The organism is Mycobacterium florentinum, assembly GCF_010730355.1.
GTDB lineage: Bacteria > Actinomycetota > Actinomycetes > Mycobacteriales > Mycobacteriaceae > Mycobacterium > Mycobacterium florentinum.
Genome location: NZ_AP022576.1, coordinates 5,660,644 through 5,679,052, shown reverse-complemented (window position 1 = coordinate 5,679,052; position 18,409 = coordinate 5,660,644). Strand labels below are relative to the sequence as shown.

The following is an 18,409-nucleotide window of genomic DNA, read 5'->3' as shown; positions in this document are numbered from 1 at the left end:
TGTGCGGTAAACCTATTGGTGCGGAATCTTGCCGAGTGCTTGCAATGTGCCGTCCGGCCCGATGTGGAACTTAACGGTGCCGATTCCCTTGGGACAACAGGGCTCTTCGTTCCCGGTTTGCCATTGATACTGCACCGTGACCGCATCGTCGCCGCCGGGCAGCACGGTGATGTACGGCTTGGGGTTTGACGTCGGTGTGCCCAGCGGCCGGTTGTGGTCGAAGAACAGCAGCTGCTGGGGCGTCGACTCGCTGGCGATGGTCGGGATGACCTGCACCCAGTACAGCCGGCAATTCTTGGTATGCCCGCGTCCGATCTCGACCCAGCTCGAGCCGGAAACCTCGACGGGAACCGACGCGATCGCTTGGCGCACGGTCTCGGCGCTCGGCCCGTCGGACTCTTTGCACGTATCCGCCCGCGACGCCGGCGGTGTCGTTGGTTTTCCGCCGCAAGACGCGGCCAACAAAGCCAGAAAAATCACAATGTGACGACGCACTTTGTGAGCTTAGCGAAAACTGTGAATGTCCCATTTGTTTGGTCCGAAACCCCGTTCTGACAGGGAATTCCCAAGGGTCCGCGCGTAATCTGACCCCAAGCCGCAGTCAATGTTGACCTGCGGTTACAGACTCGGCTGCGGGTTTTCCACGCACCTCACAAATGCGTTCGGATCCGGTGAGATCAAGCCGTAAAGCGGCGGAAACATCGAACGCCCGGTGCCGAAACATCCATGTCGCACGATTTAGCGGATAGACCCTTGCGCGCTCGGAAGGAGGGACGTAGGCGTGGCTGCGGAACACGGTCAAGACACCGTGCAGAGCATGTGCGCCTATTGCGGCGTGGGCTGTGGCATGGTGTTGCAGATCACAACCGATCCCGATAGCGACCGCCGTCACGTTACGAAATCTGTTGGAAACAAAAGCCACCCGGCCAACTTCGGTCGACTGTGCACCAAGGGCACAACCACCGCCGACATGCTGGCCGCACCGGGCCGGATGGATTCGGCTTACTGGCGCGCCGAACGCGGCGAGTCCCTCGCACAGATCGACATCGACGCCGCGATCACCCAGTCCGCCAAGCAATTGCGGGCCATCATCGACGAGCACGGCCCGGACGCCTTCGCTCTCTACGTGTCTGGGCAGATGTCGCTGGAAGCGCAGTACCTCGCGAACAAGCTGACCAAAGGATTCATCGGCACCAACCAGATCGAGTCGAACTCGCGACTGTGCATGGCCAGCGCCGGTTCCGGTTACAAGCTGTCGCTGGGCGCGGACGGGCCGCCCGGTTCCTATCAGGACTTCGAAAAGGCCGACGTCTTCTTCGTCATCGGCGCCAATATGGCCGACTGCCACCCGATTCTGTTCCTGCGGATGATGGACCGCGTCAAGGCCGGCGCCAAGCTGATCGTCGTCGACCCGCGCCGCACCGCAACCGCGGAAAAGGCCGACCTCTTCCTGCAGATCTCCTCCGGCGCGGACCTCGCCCTGCTGAACGGGCTGCTGCACCTGATCGTCGAAAACGGCCATACCGACCCGGAATTCATTGCCGAATTCACCGACGGCTGGGACGAAATGCCCAGCTTCCTCGAGCACTTCACACCGGACTGGGTCAGCAAGCTCACGGGCATTCCCGCGGACGACATCCGTACCGCGGCGCGCTGGATCGGCGAAGCCGAGAACTTCGTGACCTGTTGGACGATGGGTCTCAACCAGAGCACCCACGGCACCTGGAACACCAACGCGATCTGCAACCTGCACCTGGCAACCGGCGCGATCTGCAAGCCGGGCAGCGGCCCGTTCTCGCTCACCGGGCAGCCCAATGCGATGGGCGGGCGCGAAATGGGTTACATGGGACCGGGTTTGCCCGGCCAGCGCGTGGTGACGGCGGCGGCCGACCGTGCCTTCGTCGAGGACCAGTGGGGCATCCCACGCGGGTCGTTGCGCACCGAGGTCGGCACCGGCACCATCGACATGTTCTCCCGGATGGCCAGCGGGGAGATCAAGGCATGCTGGATAATCTGCACCAATCCCGTTGCCAGCGTTGCTAATCGGAAGACAGTGCTGGCCGGCCTGGAAAGGGCCGAACTGGTGATCGCCCAGGACGCCTTCTTCGAGACCGAGACCAACGGCTACGCCGACGTGTTGCTGCCCGCCGCCCTGTGGACCGAGTCCGAGGGCGTGATGATCAATTCCGAGCGCAACATGACGCTGTTCCAGCCGGCGGTCGCGGCTCCCGGCCAGGCGATGCCGGACTGGCAGATCATCGCCCGGATCGCTTGCGAGATGGGCTTTTCCGACTCCTTCAGCTACGACTCCGCGGAGGACGTGTTCGAGGAGATCAAGGGCTTCTGGAATCCCAAGACCGGCTACGACTTGCGCGGTGCGAGTTACGAGCGGCTGCGGCAGACCCCGCTGCAGTGGCCGTGCCCGCCCGACGGCGCCGACGACCGCAACCCGATTCGCTATCTGAACGACGGCGTCAGCCAAACCCAGTTGGTCCGTGAGGACGGCAGGGTGCCGCGGCTGGCCTTCCCCACCGCGAACGGTCGGGCGATGTTCTTCGCCCGGCCGCATCTGTCGCCGGAGGAGATGCCGGACGACGACTACCCATTCCTGCTCAACACCGGGCGTCTGCCGCACCAATGGCACACGATGACCAAGACCGGCAAGGTCGCCAAGCTCAACAAACTCAACTCGGGGCCGTTCATCGAAATCCACCCTGACGACGCCGCACGGCGCGATATCGCCGAGGGCGATCAGGTCGAAATCGCCTCGCGCCGTGGCCGAGCCGTGCTGCCGGCCGTGATCACCGACCGGGTGCGCCCGGGCAACTGCTTTGCGCCCTTCCATTGGAACGACGCATTCGGCGAATACCTGTCGATCAACGCGGTCACCAACGACGCCGTCGATCCGGTGTCCTTCCAGCCGGAGTTCAAGGCGTGCGCGGTCAGCGTCACCAAGATCGTCGTTGCCACATCGGATCTCGATACCGAGCCCGTGCCCTCGGTGATCACCGGCACACCAGAACCCGCCACCTCGGAGGTTACCGAAATCAGCGTGTCACGGGTTGACACCCTCGCCGAAATCCTCGGTGTGGCAAACGAACCGGCGCCTCAGCTCGGTCCGCTCGGTCGCACCTACCTGGCCGGGGTGCTGGCCGGGTTGCGCACCGAAGCCGGCCGCCGCACCGCCGGGGTGCCCACCCTGCCACTCAACGCGCCATTCGACACCAACACCCGGCTGTGGGTGGACGGTCTGCTCGCGGGCATGTTCGCGCGTACCGAGGAGCCTCCAGCGATGCCGGCCATCACGCCGGCCTCCCCGGTCAACGAGGCACCGTCCGACCCGCCCAAGGGTGCCGCGGCCGCAGCCGAGCCCGAGCATGCGCCGATCGTGGTGTTGTGGGCCTCGCAGACCGGCAATGCCGAAGAACTCGCCATCGATTTCGCTGCCCGGCTCACAGATGCCGCGCTGTCGGTCGCACTGCACAGCATGGACGACTTCCCGGTGACCGAGTTGGCCGGCACGCGAGAACTGTTGGTGATCACCAGCACCACCGGTGACGGCGAGCCACCCGACAACGGCTCCGCACTGTGGCGGGCGCTGACCGGTGACGGTGCCCCGCAATTCACCGGCACCCAGTACGCCGTCCTGGCTCTGGGCGACTCCAACTACAACGACTTCTGCGGGTACGGGCGCAAGCTCGACGAGCGGCTGGCGGAGCTGGGCGCCACCCGCCTCGTCGACCGCGTCGACTGCGAGCCCGATTACGAGGAAGCCGCGGCCGAATGGGTGGGCGGGGTCATCGAGGCGCTGAGGCGCACACCCAGCCGCGTCGGCGCACCGGCGACGGCCCCCGCCACGTCCACTCCCCGTCCGGCAGCCCGCCCCCAGGCGCCCGCCTACAACAAAAAGCGCCCGCTGGTGACGGACATGATCAGCAACATCACCCTCAGTGGACCGAGCTCCGCAAAAGACGTGCGGCAGATCGTCTTCGATGTTTCCGACGAGGCCGCCAGTTATGAAGCGGGCGACGCGCTCGGGGTGTGGCCGCGCAACAGCGATCAGCTGGTCGACGAATGGCTGTCGGTCACCGGACTCAACGGGCAGACCCCGGTCGAGGTCGGCGAGCACGGCCTGATGTCGCTGCGCTCGGCGCTCACCGAGCGAATCGAGATCGCCCACATCAGCCGGGACCTGGTGCGCTTCGTGCAGGAGCGCACCGGCGACCCGAAACTCGCGGAGCTGCTGCGGCCGGAAAACAAAACTGCACTGGGTAATTGGACCTGGGGCCGCCAGTCCGTCGACCTGCTGGCGAAGCTGCCGGTCTACGCATCGGCCCACGAGTGGCTGAGAGTCCTCAAACGACTGCAACCGCGGCTGTACTCGATCTCGTCAAGCCCCAAGGAGTGCCCGGGAGAAGCTCATCTGACGGTTTCGCCGGTGCGCTACAACTTCCAGGGCGTGCCGCGCCGCGGGGTGTGTTCGACCTACCTTGCCGACCGCTCCCCCGGCGATCGAGTCGCTGTCTACCTACAGCCGTCGAGCAATTTCCGGCCGCCGAGTGAGTCGGACACGCCGATGATCATGATCGGCCCCGGGACCGGCATCGCGCCGTTCCGCGGCTTCCTGCAGGAACGCCGCGCGCTCGGCCACACCGGGCCCAACTGGCTGTTCTTCGGCGAGCAGCACGCCGAGACCGACTACTACTACCGCGACGAGATCGAGAAGATGCACGCCGACGGGCTGCTGACCGAGCTGGACCTGGCGTTCTCCCGGGATCAGCAGGAGAAGGTCTACGTCCAGCACCTGATGCGCAAGCGGGGCGCCCAGCTGTGGAGCTGGTTGCAGGACGGCGCGCAGCTCTATGTCTGCGGCAGCGCCGACCCGATGGCCAAAGACGTGGATCGCGCGCTCTGCGAGATCGCGGCCGAGCACGGCAACCTCGACCTGGACGCGGCCGAAGAGTACGTCCAGTCACTCAGTGCCGATAAGCGCTATCACCGCGACGTCTACTAAAACCCGTAATACGGCGGAAACGTCGGCCATCCGCGGCTGAAACATCCCTGTCGCACCATGTGCTCAACAACTGGTGCGACTAGATGAAGGGGTGCCCGACATGGCAACTGACGAACACCCTGCTGACCAGGAATTACCTGCGAGCTTGGTTGCTTGGGCGGGACTGCCCATCGACCTGGATTTCGCGTTCTCCCAAGTCCAGCGCGACAAGGTCTACGTGCAGCACCTCGCCCGCGAGCGCTGGCGTTCATTGCGCGCACGCGGCCACGACTACGACGCGGAATACGATCCGCTGAATGCCGAGGCGGGCTAGGCCAACCCGTCGTAGACCCTCTTGTAGTACGACGAGAGCAGACGTGGTCCGATGAACCGCATCGTCGCCACACCGATCAGGCCGGCCAGATTCGTCGAGGTCTGTTCCCACACGCCGTGAACGGAACTGCCACCCTCGGCCCTGGACGTGGCTTCCAGCGTCATGAAGCTGCCCGGCGCCTGCGCATCGCTTTCGACGACGGTAAGCGTGACTGAGTTCGGCGTCGACCAGTCGTAGTGCCATTTGGCCCACACCTTCGGAAAATCCTGGCCCTCGCGGATGTCGGCCTCGGTCTCGCCGACGTGATACACCTCGAACTCCTTGGCCGACAAGGCCGGCCAGCGGTCCGGTCGGTCGGGCGAGAAGTCGGTCACCAGCTCGATGACCTGATTAGGCGTTGCCGTTGTCACGAAGTCGAATTCGAATCGTGCGTGCACCCGCCGAACGTATCAGAGCGAGATAGCGTGCCGCCGCGATTGTCAAACGGCAGGTGCTACCCGCGGACGCCGGCGCTGCTCATCCCGGTCGTCGGGCAGTAGCTTCAGAAGACCTCCGTGGATGGGGCACAAGCATGTTGGACGTATCGATCATCGAAACCTCCGGGTTGGGCGATCGCAGCTATCTGGTGAGCGACGGTGACGTAGCGGTCGTCATCGACCCACAGCGCGACATCGACCGGGTGCTGGAGCTGGCGGGCGAGCTACGGATCACTCACGTGCTCGAGACGCATATCCACAACGACTACGTCACCGGCGGGCTGGCGCTTTCCACCGCGACCGGCGCCGAATACATTCTTCCCGCAGGCGAAGACGTCGAATTCACCTGCCGCGCCGTCGGCGACGGCGACCACATCGATAGCGGCGCAATCCATTTGGAAGCGCTCCTCACACCCGGCCACACCCACCATCACGTCAGCTACGCGCTTCGCGACGAGTCCGGCGACACCGTCGGCGTATTCACCGGCGGGTCAATGCTCTTCGGCAGCACCGGACGAACCGACTTGTTCGGCGAGGAACACACCGAGGAATTGACTCGGCTGCAATACCATTCGGTCCGGCGCCTCGCCGACGAGCTGCCCGCGCCGACACCGGTCTACCCGACCCACGGCTTCGGGAGCTTCTGCGCGGCCGCGCCCACCGACGGCGATGACTCCACCATCGCGGAGCAACGCGGCAAAAACCCCGCGCTGACCCAGGATGAGCAGGACTACGTCGACCAACTCCTCGCCGGCCTATCGGCATTCCCCGCCTATTACGCGCACATGGGCGTGATCAACCGGCGCGGCCCCACCGCCGCGGATCTGTCGCCGCCCGCACCGGTCGACCCGCGCGAGATTCGCAGGCGCATCGATGCCGGCGAATGGGTGGTCGACCTACGCAACCGAACCGCATTCGCGTCCGGACATCTTTCTGGCACATACGGATTCGAGCTGTCCGGTTCTTTCGTCAACTATCTCGGCTGGCTCTGTACCTGGGGCGCACCGCTGACCTTGATCGGCGACGACACCAAGCAGATCGCCGACGCACAACGTCAGCTGTCCCGCATCGGCATTGAACACCTCACCGGCGGCGCCGGCGGCGACATCCGCGACCTGGCCGATGGCGAGGAACTGCGCAGCTACCCGGTGGCCGAATTCCGCGAACTCGCCGCGGTACTCGGAGATGACGGCGTGCTCGTCCTCGATGTCCGCCAGCGTCACGAGTTCGACGCCGGCCGGGTGCGCGGCGCGGTCAATATCGCGGTGCACGAATTGCCGGAACGCCTCGACGAGATTCCCGCCGACCGCGAGCTATGGATCCATTGCGCCAGCGGCTATCGCGCGTCGGTCGCCGCGGCGTTGCTCGACCGGCATAATCGCCGCGTCGTGCTGGTCAACGACGCCTACGACAACGCCGAAAGGCTGGACATCACCACGTCGGACGTCGCGCCGAAAAATTCACTCTGAACAAAAAGCCGTGCACGACGCCGGCTCGGGTAGTGCTGACTCACTCCGAATATGGGAGCCGAAAACGCCGCAACAACCGCCGATGTCATCACTTCGCCGGAGCTACCGACGCCACTGGAATCACCCGTGGCTCCACGCGTCGTCGACGTCCGGACTCCCGCCGAATTCGAGACCTCGCATATCGCCGGCTCCTACAACGTCGCGCTCGACGCGGTGGATCAGCGCGGTTAAAGCGCTCTTCAGGGTGCGTTCACCGTGATCAGCGCTACCGTGTCAGCATGCGCCACGCCATTGGACGGAGGGTGTTTTGAGCGACGCCCACACACCCCGGATCCCACTCGCGATGTCCTCACCGAGCCTCAACCGCGGCGTCGGCTTCACTCACGAGCAGCGACGGCAGTTCGGGTTGACCGGGCGGCTCCCGTCGGCCGTTCTCACCCTTGAGCAACAAGCCGACCGGGTATGGCACCAATTACAAAGCCTGGCAACCGATTTAGGCCGCAACCTGCTTCTCGAGCAGCTGCACTACCGCCACGAGCTGCTGTATTACAAGGTGCTGTCCGACCATCTACCCGAACTCATGCCGGTGGTCTATACGCCCACCGTCGGAGAGGCCATCCAACGTTTCTCCGACGAATACCGCGGGCAACGGGGGCTGTTTCTGAGCATCGACGAACCCGACGAGATCAAGGACGCCTTCGACACGTTCGGCCTGGGACCCGACGACGTCGACCTGATCGTGTGCACCGACGCCGAGGCCATCCTGGGTATCGGCGACTGGGGTGTGGGCGGCATCCAGATCGCGGTGGGCAAGTTGGCGCTGTACACCGCCGGCGGCGGCATCGACCCACGCCGCTGCATCGCGGTTTCACTCGACGTCGGCACCGACAACGAACAGCTGCTGCAGGACCCGTACTACCTGGGCAACCGCCATGCCCGGCGCCGCGGCGAGGAGTACGACGCTTTCGTCAAGCGTTACATCGAAACCGCCCACCAGCTGTTCCCCCGCGCCATCCTGCATTTCGAGGATTTCGGGCCGATCAACGCGCGCAAAATCCTGCAGACCTACGGCGAGGACTACTGCATCTTCAACGACGACATCCAGGGCACCGGCGCGGTGGTGGTGGCTGCCGTGTACGGCGGATGCCATGTCACCGGCGTCTCGCTGCGGGACCAGAAGGCGATCGTCTTCGGTGCCGGAACCGCCGGGATCGGCGTCGCCGACCAAATCCGGGACGCCATGGTCGTCGACGGCGCCACCGTCGAAGACGCCACGTCGCGGATCTGGGCGATCGACAAGCAGGGCTTGCTGTTCGACGACATGGACGACCTGCGCGACTTTCAGGTGCCGTACGCGAAAAACCGCGATCAACTCGGGGTCGGCGCAGGCGAACGGGTGGGTCTGGTGGACGCGATCAAACTCGCGTCACCCTCGATTCTGCTGGGCTCCTCGGCCGTATTCGGCGCGTTCAACCAAGAGGTCGTCGAGGCAATGACCGCATCGTGTGAGCGGCCGATGATCTTCCCGCTGTCCAACCCGACCTCACGCATGGAAGCCATGCCGGCCGACGTGCTGGCCTGGTCGCACGGCAAGGCGCTGATCACCACCGGCACTCCGGTCGCCCCGATCGTCCACGATGGGATCACCTACACCATCGGCCAGGCCAACAACGCGCTGGCCTTCCCGGGAATCGGCCTGGGCACCATCGTCGCCCGAGCCAAGACAGTCACGCCGGGCATGTTGCAAGCCGCGGCCAAAGCCATTGTGCGGCACGCAAGTCCGAAAGCGACGGGAGATTCCCTGCTGCCGGATGTACAGAACCTGCACGAGATCTCGATAGCGGTCGCCGAGGCCGTCTATCACGCCGCGGCCGCCGCCGGGGTGGCCACGACCAGCCACGATGATGTCGCACAGGCCGTGGCCGACACGCAGTGGGCGCCGGTCTACGACTGATCGGGTCTATCGCGTGGGCGGCGCCGGCTGACCGTAGACGGCGACCACCACGGTACGGTCCAGGCTGTTGTCCGACCACACCCCGATATTGGTGTTGGCGCAATCGCGAATGATGGCCATGTCAGCGGGGTTGGAGGACCACTGGTTGACCAGTTCCAGGCTGCTGATCGCGATGGCCGGATTGATCGCCACCGTCTCGGCGGCCTTGCCGCGATAGCCGGCCGCGTTCGCGCGGTCCTGCGGCGTGGACCCGTCGGATCCGATGTCGTCGTTGATGTTTCGATTGCTGATCATGTCGTCCGCGTGCCATTGCGCGGCCAGCGTCAGCGCATTGTTGCGGATGACGTCGTTGGTGCAGCCCGCCTGGTGCTGCAGGGTGTAGACGGCGGAGACGACCGCACTGTTGAGCCGTTTGTTGTCGGCGTGCGCGGCCGGCGCCGCCAATGCTCCCGCCGCGGGCAGCAGCACGACGACGGTCAGATTACGCAGCCACACGGTCATCTGCTCTCCTCGAATCACACCGGGTCGAAGCGCGAAACCAGCCATCGGCCGTTGACCTTGTCCAGCGTCACCTTGATGACGGGCTGGGTGTCGGTGGGAGCGCCGTCGCCGATGGTCACCGTCTGGTTGACGTACAGCAGGGCTACCGCATGGTTGGCGGTTGCCGAAACCGAGGATGCCGCGGTCACTTTGGCCACCGACGAGATGTGCTTTTCTTTCGCGCCCGGGATCACCACCTCGTGGATCAGTGCGGTGTAGGCGTCCTTGAACTCGCCGGTCAGCCGCTCACGGGCCGCGCCGAGGTCCCTGTCGGCCGAGTCCGCCCGGTACGACAGCAGGGCCGCCGCGTCTTCGCCTGCCGCCCGGACGGATTCGGTGCCCGCCTGTGTCAGCTCATCGGCGGAGCCGACGACCCATCGAAAGTAGCCGGCCCCCAGCGCCAGCAGCAACGCGATCGCCGGCAACACGCCGTAGGCAAGCACCCGCGTCCACGGGATCCGCCGGGCCTTCTCCTCGCCCGGTTCGGTTGCCTCGACCGATTCTGTTGTCTCCTCGGCGATCTCCTGGTCGGGAGCGTCGGTCTCGATGTCGTCGTGAAGTGTCGTCATGGCACGAACACCACGCTGGAGACCTTGGCGTCGTCGCCGACCGAGCGGACCTCGATGCGCATCCGCCATTCCCGGGGCGCTACCTCGCCGCCGGCAGTGCGCGACTTCACCGCGACCGCCACCAACACCTGGGCCGAATCTCCCCGCTGCGATTCCAGACCCGCATCGGTCACCGTGCCTTCCGATTTCGATTGCGCCGCCTTGACGAAGTCGATGAACGGCTTGGCCCGCTGCTCGAAATCCTCTCGGAAGGCGCCGGTGGCCAGGTCGAGGATTCGCTGCACATCCGCATCGGCCTGGGTGTAGTTGATCGTGGTGAGGTTGACCGCGCCCTGGCGAGCGACCTGGATGAATTGCTGACGCTGGGCCTGGGCTTGGTGCTTCTGGTAGGCCGTGTATCCCAGCCAGCCGGTCAATCCGGTAAGCAGCGCCAGGATTGCGGCGCCGGCCACCAGTGCCGTTCCGGTGCCCGACAGCCGCCGACCGGTGGCCCGCCGGCGCCAGCGGGCGAAGCGGCCTTCGGACTCGCTGGCGCTCTCGTCGTCCTCGTCGATGGAAGCGTCGGCCTCGACATCGACAGCCGGTGGCTCGGTGGCCTTTTCGGCCTCGGGGGTATCAGGCTCGTCGGCCATGTTTCTCCTTCATTCCTACGCTGGCGGCACGAGAAGCGATTGCCAGTCTTTGGCACGCGGGTGCGCTAAATCGGACTCGGTGTAGCGCTTTCCGTCGGGACCTATGTAGTCACCGGTGGCCGGGTCATAGGTGGTCACGGCAAGCGGCGGGGGCGGCGGCGCGGTGCCCCGCGGGGGTGGCAGCCGCGGATCCTGTCCCGGCGGATACTGGGGCACGCCCTGACCTGAATACGTGGCGTTCGGGTCGCCCTTCCAGTTGTAGCCGTCGTTGAGCGGCAGGTAGTCCTCGTCGCTTTCGCACATCTCGACAGTGGGGGCACGTTTCCACGGCTTGGTCTCACACGGAATGTTGCGCGCCCCACGCACATTGAACTCGGAATCCTGCGGAATCCGGCAATAGAGGTCGGCTGCCGGCCGGTCCGGAGCATCCACGCTGGCAGGTGAGCGGCGCTGAGTGGGCGGCAGAAAGCCGGTCGAGCATGGCGGCGGAAGGTTCAGGTTGAGGTTGAAATCCAGGAAAAATCCCTTGTACTCCTGTTTGGTGTTCAGGTTCGGCACCAATGCCGCCGCCATCACCGCGATGCCTTGCGGTAGAAGCACCAGGAGCTGTTCGATGTCGTGGCGATAGACGACAGCGATATCACCCAGACTCACCAGGTTGGCGAACAACACCGGCAGCGCCGGCGACACCCGGTCGAGCAATGCTCGACCCTCTTCGATCCCGGAGGTGCCGTGCGTCAACATGTCTCGCACCGCCGCATCCTGCGCCTTGAACTGCGCCATGAGTGCCGACGTTCGACCGGCCCACGTGGCAATCTCATCCGAGGTCTGCACCTGCGAGTTCAGCACCGCGGGGGACTGATCGATCAATTGCGCGAGCGGGTCGATGGTCCGGCCACCGGCAATGGCCAACGCGGCTGATCCGTCGACGATCCGGGACAGCTCGGGGCCGAGCCCCCCGACCGCCCGATTGGTTTCGTCGATCACGGTGCGCAAGTTGTCTCGCGGAATCGCTTGCAGTGCACGGTTAGTCATGTCGAGCAGGTGGCCGATGTCGACCGGCACGTCGACATGGCCGGCCGGAATGACGTCGCCGGGCCGTAGCGGCCGGGATTGTTCGCCGTCCTTGCCCTGCTGCGGGGTCAATTCGATGTATTGCTCACCGATCGCCGAGCGGCTGTGCACCGAAGCCTGAACGTTGGCAGGCACTTCGACCCCGGATCTCATGGCGAGCACCGCGCGCACTCCGACAGCGGTGACGTCGACCGACTTGACCTGACCCACGTCGGTGCCGCGGTAGGTGACGACCGAGGTCTGGTAGAGCCCGCCCGATTGAGGTAGGTCGACGGTGACGTTGTACTCCCCGATCCCGAACAACGTTGCGGGCAGCTTCATGAAGTTGAATGCCATTGCGCCACAAGAAACCACGGTCACCAGGGTCAAGACGGCCAACTGGATCCAGGTCCTGCGATTGAGGCGCAACACTCAGTACCCCCCGAAATGATACGGAAAGGTCAGGGGGTTGCCGCCGGTGGCGGGGCTGGGCTGCATCCCGATGGTGCGTCCCCACAGCTGTTCGAGTTGGGTGAGGTTACCTTCCCATCGCGAACCCGTGAAAAGCCCGGTGTCTATCCGGCTCAAGGTCAAGTCGACGATCATCGTGAGGTTGGCGTAGTCGCCGCGGAACCAGTTCCGGACGGTGGACGTCGGCCAGGGGTAGGTCGCCAAGCCGTCCAGGCCTTTGGTGAGCGACGGGCCCGCGTCGGCAAGCGATCGCAGCACCGGCGCGATATTGCGCAGATTGTTGACCAGGGACTCCCGGCTCTGGTGAATGGTGTCGGCCGCGATCGCGCTGAATTTGCCGACCTGATCGATCGCATCGGCGATCTTGGTGCGCTCTTTGGCCAATACGGCCAGCGCTTTGGGCATCGTCGTCAGCGCCTTGTCAACGACCGGATCTTTGGCGGCGACCTGTCCGGCCAGGGCGTTGAGATTCTCACTGGCGGAAATGATGTCGTCGGTCTGCTCGTTGGTTCGGGCGATGAACTCATCCAGCTGACTCAGCAGGCTGCGCATCTCGTTTTCCCGGCCGGCGAATGCCTTGGCGACGGCTTGGTTGATCTCCTGCAACTGCCCAATTCCCCCACCGTTGAGCAGGATTGACACCGACGCCAACGTCTGCTCGGTGCTCGGGTACAGGCTCGCCCGGCTCAACGGGATAACCGATCCGTCTTTGAGCTGGCCGACAGGCGGCTCATCCCTGGGCGGCGTGAGCTCGATGTGCATCGAACCGAGCAAGCTGGTCTGGCCGAGCTTCGCAGTGGAGTTGGCCGGCAAGTGGACGTCGCCGTTGATGCGCATGGTGACCAGCGCATGCCAATCCTGCAGCTCGATGTTGGTGACGTTGCCGACGTTGACGTCGTCAACCCGCACGCGAGTGTTCTGCTGAATAGTTACGACGTCGGGCATTTGCGCCTGGATCGTGTAGGCGCCGGGACCACCACCGGAGGTACCGGGCAGGGTGAACGAATTCAGGCCGCGCCATCCTCCGCACGCCGAAAGTACGGCTACGCAGGCCAGACCGAGCGCCGTGGCGATCGCGCGCCTCATGAGGTCGGTCCCGTCGGCAGCATCAGGTTCTGCAGCACCTGGATCGAGCTCATGCCGGTGTTCGGCGCCGGCGCAGCGTCGACCGGCTGTGCCTGATCGGCAAGCCCGGCCTGCCCGGGAAGCTCTGGCGGCGGCCCGGGTGGTGGTGCCTCGGGCGGCGGCGGGGGTGCTTCCGGCGGCGTGTAGCCGGGCCGAAGACGGTCCTCGCTGTAGGTGATCTCGTTGGGCCGGGCCTGCGTCCCGACAAAGGGGTTGATCCCCGCGGGTATGTAGTTATAGATGCGGTTCTTGATGATCGGGTTGATGTACTGAAGGCACAGCTTCGAAACCCGGGCCAGCCGCGCGCGCGACGCCGCCTCGATTGAGCTGCAGATGAACTGCGGGATGTCGGCGAAGTTGTTCAATGCCAAGATGCCAGACATTGCGCCCTGTGCCGGTTGGTAGATATTCATGAAGTTCTGGAACACCGTCGGAGTCACATGCAATATCTGCTTGATGTCGCCACGGCTGTCATTCAGCGCGGTGGTGATCGACCCGAGCCGGTCGAAAGTGACACCCATTGCCTCCCGGTTTTCGGCGAGGAAGTCGCGCACATCCACCAATGCCCCGTCCAGACCCTGCAGCGCATTTCCGATTTCGCCGGGGCTGTTCGTCAGTACCGTCGTCACACTGGCCAGGTTCTTGTTGAACGCGGCCAGCAGATCACTGCTGGAGTACAGCGCTGATACCAGCAACTGCAGATTGCGCACCGTGCTGAAGATGTCGTCGGCGTGATCACCCAGTGCCGAGATGGCTTGGGAGAGCTTGATAACGGTGTCGCGAGCAGTATCTCCCTGGCCGCGCAGGTTGTCCGCGGCCGAGTTGACGAACTCACCGACGGAGTTCACCCCACCCGGGCTGGTCGGCTGCAGCGCCTCGGTCAGTTTCTCCAGCTGCTTGCGAAAGTCGTCCCATTCGACCGGCACCGCGGTGCGGTTCAGCGGTATCGACGCGCCCGGGCTCAATTTGGGCCCGCCCGAGTACGCCGGTACCAGTTGGATTGCTCGCGATGTCACCAGCGACGGCGACAAGATCGCGGCCCGGGCGTCGGCCGGAACCGCATACTCCTTGTCGACGGAGAATGTCACCTTGGAGCTGGTCGGCTGCGGCTCGATCTTGTCCACCACGCCGACCGCGACGCCGAGGATCCGAATCTCATCGCCCACGAACAGGCCGTTGGCCTCCGTGAAATACGCCGAGTACGTGTTCTTTTCGACGTCTTTCCAGAGGTTCCTGCCCACCAGAAACGACGCCACTGCCAGGGTCAGCACCAGGCTGATCGCGGTTGCTTTGCGAAGAATGTCTCGACTCATGGTCATGGCCCGTCGAAGTCATGGGGTGACGGCGGCGGGATGGTCCGCACCGGTGGCGTCGAGGGCGGCGGTGAGGGCGGCTGAGACCAGATCGGGACCGGCGCGTTCTCCGGCGGGACCGGTGGAGATCCGGTCGGCGGATCGACCGCCTCCGAGGGGAGCTTTTGGTTGGGATCCAGGAACCTGTCGTACATATCCGCGTCGAGGACCGGCCCACCGATCTGGCCGGGCACCAGGTTGGCCACGTAAGCCTTGAAAAATGGCCCAGAACCTAACACTTCGCCAAACGACATCGCATACCGCTTGAACTTGGGCAGGGTCTTCTGGATGTCTTCCTTTCGGTTGTCCAGGATTTCGAGCACGCCGTTGAGCTTGTCGAGGGCCGGCTTGAGTTGGGTTCTGTTGTCGTCGACCAGCCCGGAGATCTGATGCGACACCGCGGTGAGGTTGTTCATCAGCGCATCGAGTGAATCTCGTTCGTCGAGCAGGGCGGCCAACAGCGCGTTGGAGTTGGCCACCAGGCCGGCAATCTGCTGGCTACGCTTGCCCAGCACCGTCGACACCTTGTTGGCATTGCCCAGCAGGCTCCGCAGCTGCGCGTCGCGGTTATTGAGGGTGTCCGAGAACCGCGCAACGCCCTCCAAAGCGGGCCTCAGGTTCGGCGGTGTCTCCTTGAATGTAGTCGCCAATGTCGTGAGAGCCGAAGATAATTGGGCGGTATCGAGGCCGCTGATGGTGGTAGTCAGGTCGCCCAGCGCGTCGGGAAGGTCATAAGGCGAGTGGGTACGTGCCAGCGGAATGGGGCCCGACAATCGCCCTTCCCCACGCGGCGTGAGCTCCAGCATCTTGGAGCCCAGGATCGTTTCGGTCTTGATCGCCGCCTCGGTGCGGTCGCCCAATTCGATGCCCTGGCGAACGGTGAAGCCGACCCGGACCTTGGTCCCCTCGAGCCGGATATCGGAGACCCTGCCGACTCCCATCCCCGAAACCCGCACCGTGTTACCGGGTTTGATGCCACCGGCCTCGGAGAAATACGCGGCGTAGTCGTCCGTGTTCTTCACAAAGGGCAGCTTGTTGTACTGGAAGGCGACGATGGTCACACACGTCAAGATCGCGGTGCCCATTACGCCCAGCATGAAGGGGCTCCGGTGACCGAGTGGCTTGATCTTGGGCGGCTTCAACTTCATCGAGGCGTGCACCGCCCGCTGGGCTGTCCCAACAGTTTGACGAAGATCGGGTTACCCCCTTTGCCATTGACCTTGAGTAAGACTTCGCAGAAGTAAAAGCCGAAGTAGTCGCCGGTCAGGCCTTGCCTGGACAGCACTTGATAGACGTCCGGGAGATCCTTGAGCAGTTTGTCGACATAGTCGCGGTCGGCGAGGATTTGCCCGGACATGCGGTCGGTCTCGTGCACCACGTCCTTGATCGGCTGGCGGGCCTGGACAAGCAGATCGGCGACCGAGCCGGCGGCGGCGTTGATGTAGGCCAGCCCGGTGGAGATGTCGTCCTTGCGCTGCGCCAGCCCCTCCACCAGCTGGGCGAGTTTGTCCAACCCGTCGGAGAACTCATGGTCGCGCGCGGCGAAGGTGTGCAGCACGGTGTTCAGGTTGGTGATCAGCTCACCGATCAACTCGCTGCGCCCGGCCAGCGTCGAGGTCAGTATCGACGTCTGCGACAGCACCGAGGCGAGCGTGCCGCCCTGCCCCTGGAAGATTCGCAGCAACTGACCCGACAGTGCGTTGACCTGATCGGGATCCAGCGCCCGGAACAGCGGGCGGAATCCCCCGATGAGCGCGTCGATATCGAGGGCGGGTGATGTTCGCGCCAGCGGAATTGTGGCGCCCGCCGGTAGCCGGCGCGGCGGCCCGGGGGCCTCTTCGAGCGCGAGATACCGGTCACCGATCAGGTTTTCGTACCGCACCACCGCCTTGGTGCCCTCGGTGAGCCGTATCGCCTTGTCGATTTCGAAGCCGACGGTGACTGTGCCGTCGCGATGCAATTCGAGGTCGCCCACCTTGCCGACCTCCACCCCGGCGATACGAACGAAGTTGCCGGATTTCAGGCCGGAGATGTTCGTGAAGACCGCTTGGTAGTCGGTGCGGTCCTCGAAGCGCAGCTGCCCGAACACGGCGACCAACGTAAAGGTGAAGAGCAGGCACACCAGGGTGAAAATCGCGACCCGCGCGATGATGCTCGAAAGTTTGCGTCTCATGGCGGCGGCTGCCCCCCGCGCCAGAAGTAGCGTGGCGGTTCGGGAGCATTCTTGGTGGTCGGGAACCAGTTGCCCCACCATGGATTGCCGGCGGCCACATTGCTGCGAATCTCGTTCGGAGCGGTCCCCCAACCAGTGTCGGTAACTAGCTGGCGCACCGGGTAATTCGCGCTCGGGTCGGGCAGTGAACCGCAGCTGGGCTTACCACCCGGCCCCCCCGTTGCGTTGATCTTCGGCAGGTGTTTCGGGTAGCGGTAGGGGTCATCACCGAACAGCAGGGCCGCGTCCATGATGAACGAGTAGCCGTTGCCACCGAGCATGTCCCTGCCCCCATGGTCGACGTACCATTGCGCACCCTGGAACAGGCAGGTATAGGTCGGCGAGTACTTGTTCAGCAGCGTCAACGTCGGGTCGAGCAGCTTCATCGACTGCACGATGTTGGGTTCGTTTCTGCCGATGACGCTGATACCGGTCTGGCTGAAGCCGATCGCCGACAACAGCAGCGAATCGAAGGACCGGTCGTTTTCGGTGAGCGCGGCGCTGGTGGTCGAGGCCGAGTCGAGGATCGACAGGATGTCCTGCGCCGCATCGGAATAGATGGCCGTGGTCTTCCCGAACAGCCGCCAGTCCCGGTGGATGGTGTCCATGCGCGGGTTGACGGTCAGCAGCAGACTGTTCGCATCGGTGACCGACTGGCCGAGGCGATCGCCCTTACCGCGCACCGATTGGGCGAAAGCCGACAAGATGGCATTCAGCTTCGCCGGGTCGAGCGCCTGGACGACGGACTGCAGGTTCTCGAAAACTGTATTGACCTCGACGGTGACATTGCGCGAATGCAGCACCGCACCCGGCTTCAACGGTGTGGGGCTGGCATGGTCAGGCACGACCAGGTCGACGTACTTGGATCCGAACGCGGTGGTCGACTTGATCTCGGCCTCGAGGTTGCTCGGCAGATACTTGAACGGGCCCGGGTCCATCTTCAGTTGCAGCTGAGCCGCTTTCACGTCGGTGCCGATCGACGCGACCGTACCCACCGGAACCCCGCGCAACTTCACCTTGGCGCCCGGCTCCATCACCAATCCGGCCCGGTCCGACACCAGCGTCAGCGGGATGAAGTCCGCGAACTTGCCCGAGAACGCCCCGGCGGTCACCGCGATCAGGCCCGCGACCAGGATGAACAAGATCGGTGCCCACCAGATCGGATCAATCCTGCTGCTGCGGACTCTGTTTCGTCGTGCCGGTCCGCTGTCCCTGTGGTTGCTCATATG

General features: G+C 64.5%; 16 protein-coding genes. 5 read left to right on the top strand and 11 right to left on the bottom strand.

The window, feature by feature from the left end:
- Positions 1-12: 12 nt before the first annotated feature.
- Entirely contained in the window at positions 13-480 is a 468-nt protein-coding gene (locus tag G6N55_RS26810) for an LppP/LprE family lipoprotein (RefSeq protein ID WP_085221306.1), read from the bottom strand.
- A gap of 337 nt (positions 481-817) precedes the next feature.
- Here G6N55_RS26810 and G6N55_RS26805 point away from each other — a divergent pair, with 337 nt between their 5' ends.
- Positions 818-5,014 (top strand): bifunctional nitrate reductase/sulfite reductase flavoprotein subunit alpha, encoded by a 4,197-nt coding sequence (locus G6N55_RS26805; protein ID WP_085221305.1) that lies wholly within the window; start codon positions 818-820, stop codon positions 5,012-5,014.
- 100 nt (positions 5,015-5,114) lie between these two features.
- On the top strand, positions 5,115-5,327 hold the full coding sequence (locus G6N55_RS26800) for a hypothetical protein (RefSeq protein WP_139826744.1): 213 nt from the start codon (positions 5,115-5,117) through the stop codon (positions 5,325-5,327).
- Here the strand turns inward: G6N55_RS26800 and G6N55_RS26795 are convergent.
- Entirely contained in the window at positions 5,324-5,764 is a 441-nt protein-coding gene (locus G6N55_RS26795; RefSeq protein ID WP_197747371.1) for a hypothetical protein, read from the bottom strand. The genes G6N55_RS26800 and G6N55_RS26795 overlap by 4 nt on opposite strands.
- A 137-nt stretch (positions 5,765-5,901) precedes the next feature.
- Between G6N55_RS26795 and G6N55_RS26790 the strand changes: the two genes are divergently transcribed.
- From G6N55_RS26790 to G6N55_RS26780, 3 genes are all read left to right on the top strand, one after another.
- Positions 5,902-7,272 carry an MBL fold metallo-hydrolase gene (locus G6N55_RS26790; protein WP_085221697.1) on the top strand — a complete coding sequence of 457 codons (1,371 nt, stop codon included), beginning with the start codon at positions 5,902-5,904 and terminating at the stop codon, positions 7,270-7,272.
- Between the two features lie 51 nt (positions 7,273-7,323).
- Entirely contained in the window at positions 7,324-7,503 is a 180-nt protein-coding gene (locus tag G6N55_RS26785) for a rhodanese-like domain-containing protein (protein ID WP_085221303.1), read from the top strand.
- 76 nt (positions 7,504-7,579) lie between these two features.
- A complete protein-coding gene (locus G6N55_RS26780) occupies positions 7,580-9,226 on the top strand; it encodes an NAD-dependent malic enzyme (RefSeq protein WP_085221302.1) in 1,647 nt (548 codons plus the stop codon).
- 6 nt (positions 9,227-9,232) lie between these two features.
- On the opposite strand, the gene G6N55_RS26775 is transcribed toward G6N55_RS26780, so the two are convergent.
- The 9 genes from G6N55_RS26775 to G6N55_RS26735 are packed head-to-tail and all read right to left on the bottom strand — an operon-like array spanning position 9,233 to position 18,406.
- A complete protein-coding gene (locus G6N55_RS26775) occupies positions 9,233-9,727 on the bottom strand; it encodes a CAP domain-containing protein (protein WP_085221301.1) in 495 nt (164 codons plus the stop codon).
- A 14-nt stretch (positions 9,728-9,741) separates the two neighbouring features.
- The gene (locus G6N55_RS26770; RefSeq protein WP_085221300.1) at positions 9,742-10,335 is read right to left on the bottom strand and encodes a hypothetical protein; all 594 of its coding nucleotides are present in this window, start codon (positions 10,333-10,335) and stop codon (positions 9,742-9,744) included.
- Positions 10,332-10,967 carry an Mce protein gene (locus G6N55_RS26765; RefSeq protein WP_085221299.1) on the bottom strand — a complete coding sequence of 212 codons (636 nt, stop codon included), beginning with the start codon at positions 10,965-10,967 and terminating at the stop codon, positions 10,332-10,334. The genes G6N55_RS26770 and G6N55_RS26765 overlap by 4 nt, the downstream gene beginning before the upstream one ends.
- 15 nt (positions 10,968-10,982) lie before the next feature.
- Complete coding sequence (locus tag G6N55_RS26760) at positions 10,983-12,452, bottom strand: MCE family protein (protein ID WP_085221298.1); 1,470 nt, start codon at positions 12,450-12,452, stop codon at positions 10,983-10,985.
- Complete coding sequence (locus tag G6N55_RS26755; protein ID WP_085221297.1) at positions 12,453-13,577, bottom strand: virulence factor Mce family protein; 1,125 nt, start codon at positions 13,575-13,577, stop codon at positions 12,453-12,455.
- Positions 13,574-14,935, bottom strand: a complete 1,362-nt coding sequence (locus G6N55_RS26750; RefSeq protein ID WP_085221296.1) for an MCE family protein — start codon at positions 14,933-14,935, stop codon at positions 13,574-13,576. The genes G6N55_RS26755 and G6N55_RS26750 overlap by 4 nt, the downstream gene beginning before the upstream one ends.
- Positions 14,932-16,116: an MCE family protein gene (locus tag G6N55_RS26745; protein WP_139826743.1), complete on the bottom strand. Its 1,185-nt coding sequence runs from the start codon at positions 16,114-16,116 to the stop codon at positions 14,932-14,934. The genes G6N55_RS26750 and G6N55_RS26745 overlap by 4 nt, the downstream gene beginning before the upstream one ends.
- Positions 16,113-17,141: an MCE family protein gene (locus G6N55_RS26740; protein ID WP_085221295.1), complete on the bottom strand. Its 1,029-nt coding sequence runs from the start codon at positions 17,139-17,141 to the stop codon at positions 16,113-16,115. The genes G6N55_RS26745 and G6N55_RS26740 overlap by 4 nt, the downstream gene beginning before the upstream one ends.
- Positions 17,138-18,406 carry an MCE family protein gene (locus tag G6N55_RS26735; RefSeq protein WP_085221294.1) on the bottom strand — a complete coding sequence of 423 codons (1,269 nt, stop codon included), beginning with the start codon at positions 18,404-18,406 and terminating at the stop codon, positions 17,138-17,140. The genes G6N55_RS26740 and G6N55_RS26735 overlap by 4 nt, the downstream gene beginning before the upstream one ends.
- Positions 18,407-18,409 lie beyond the last annotated feature (3 nt).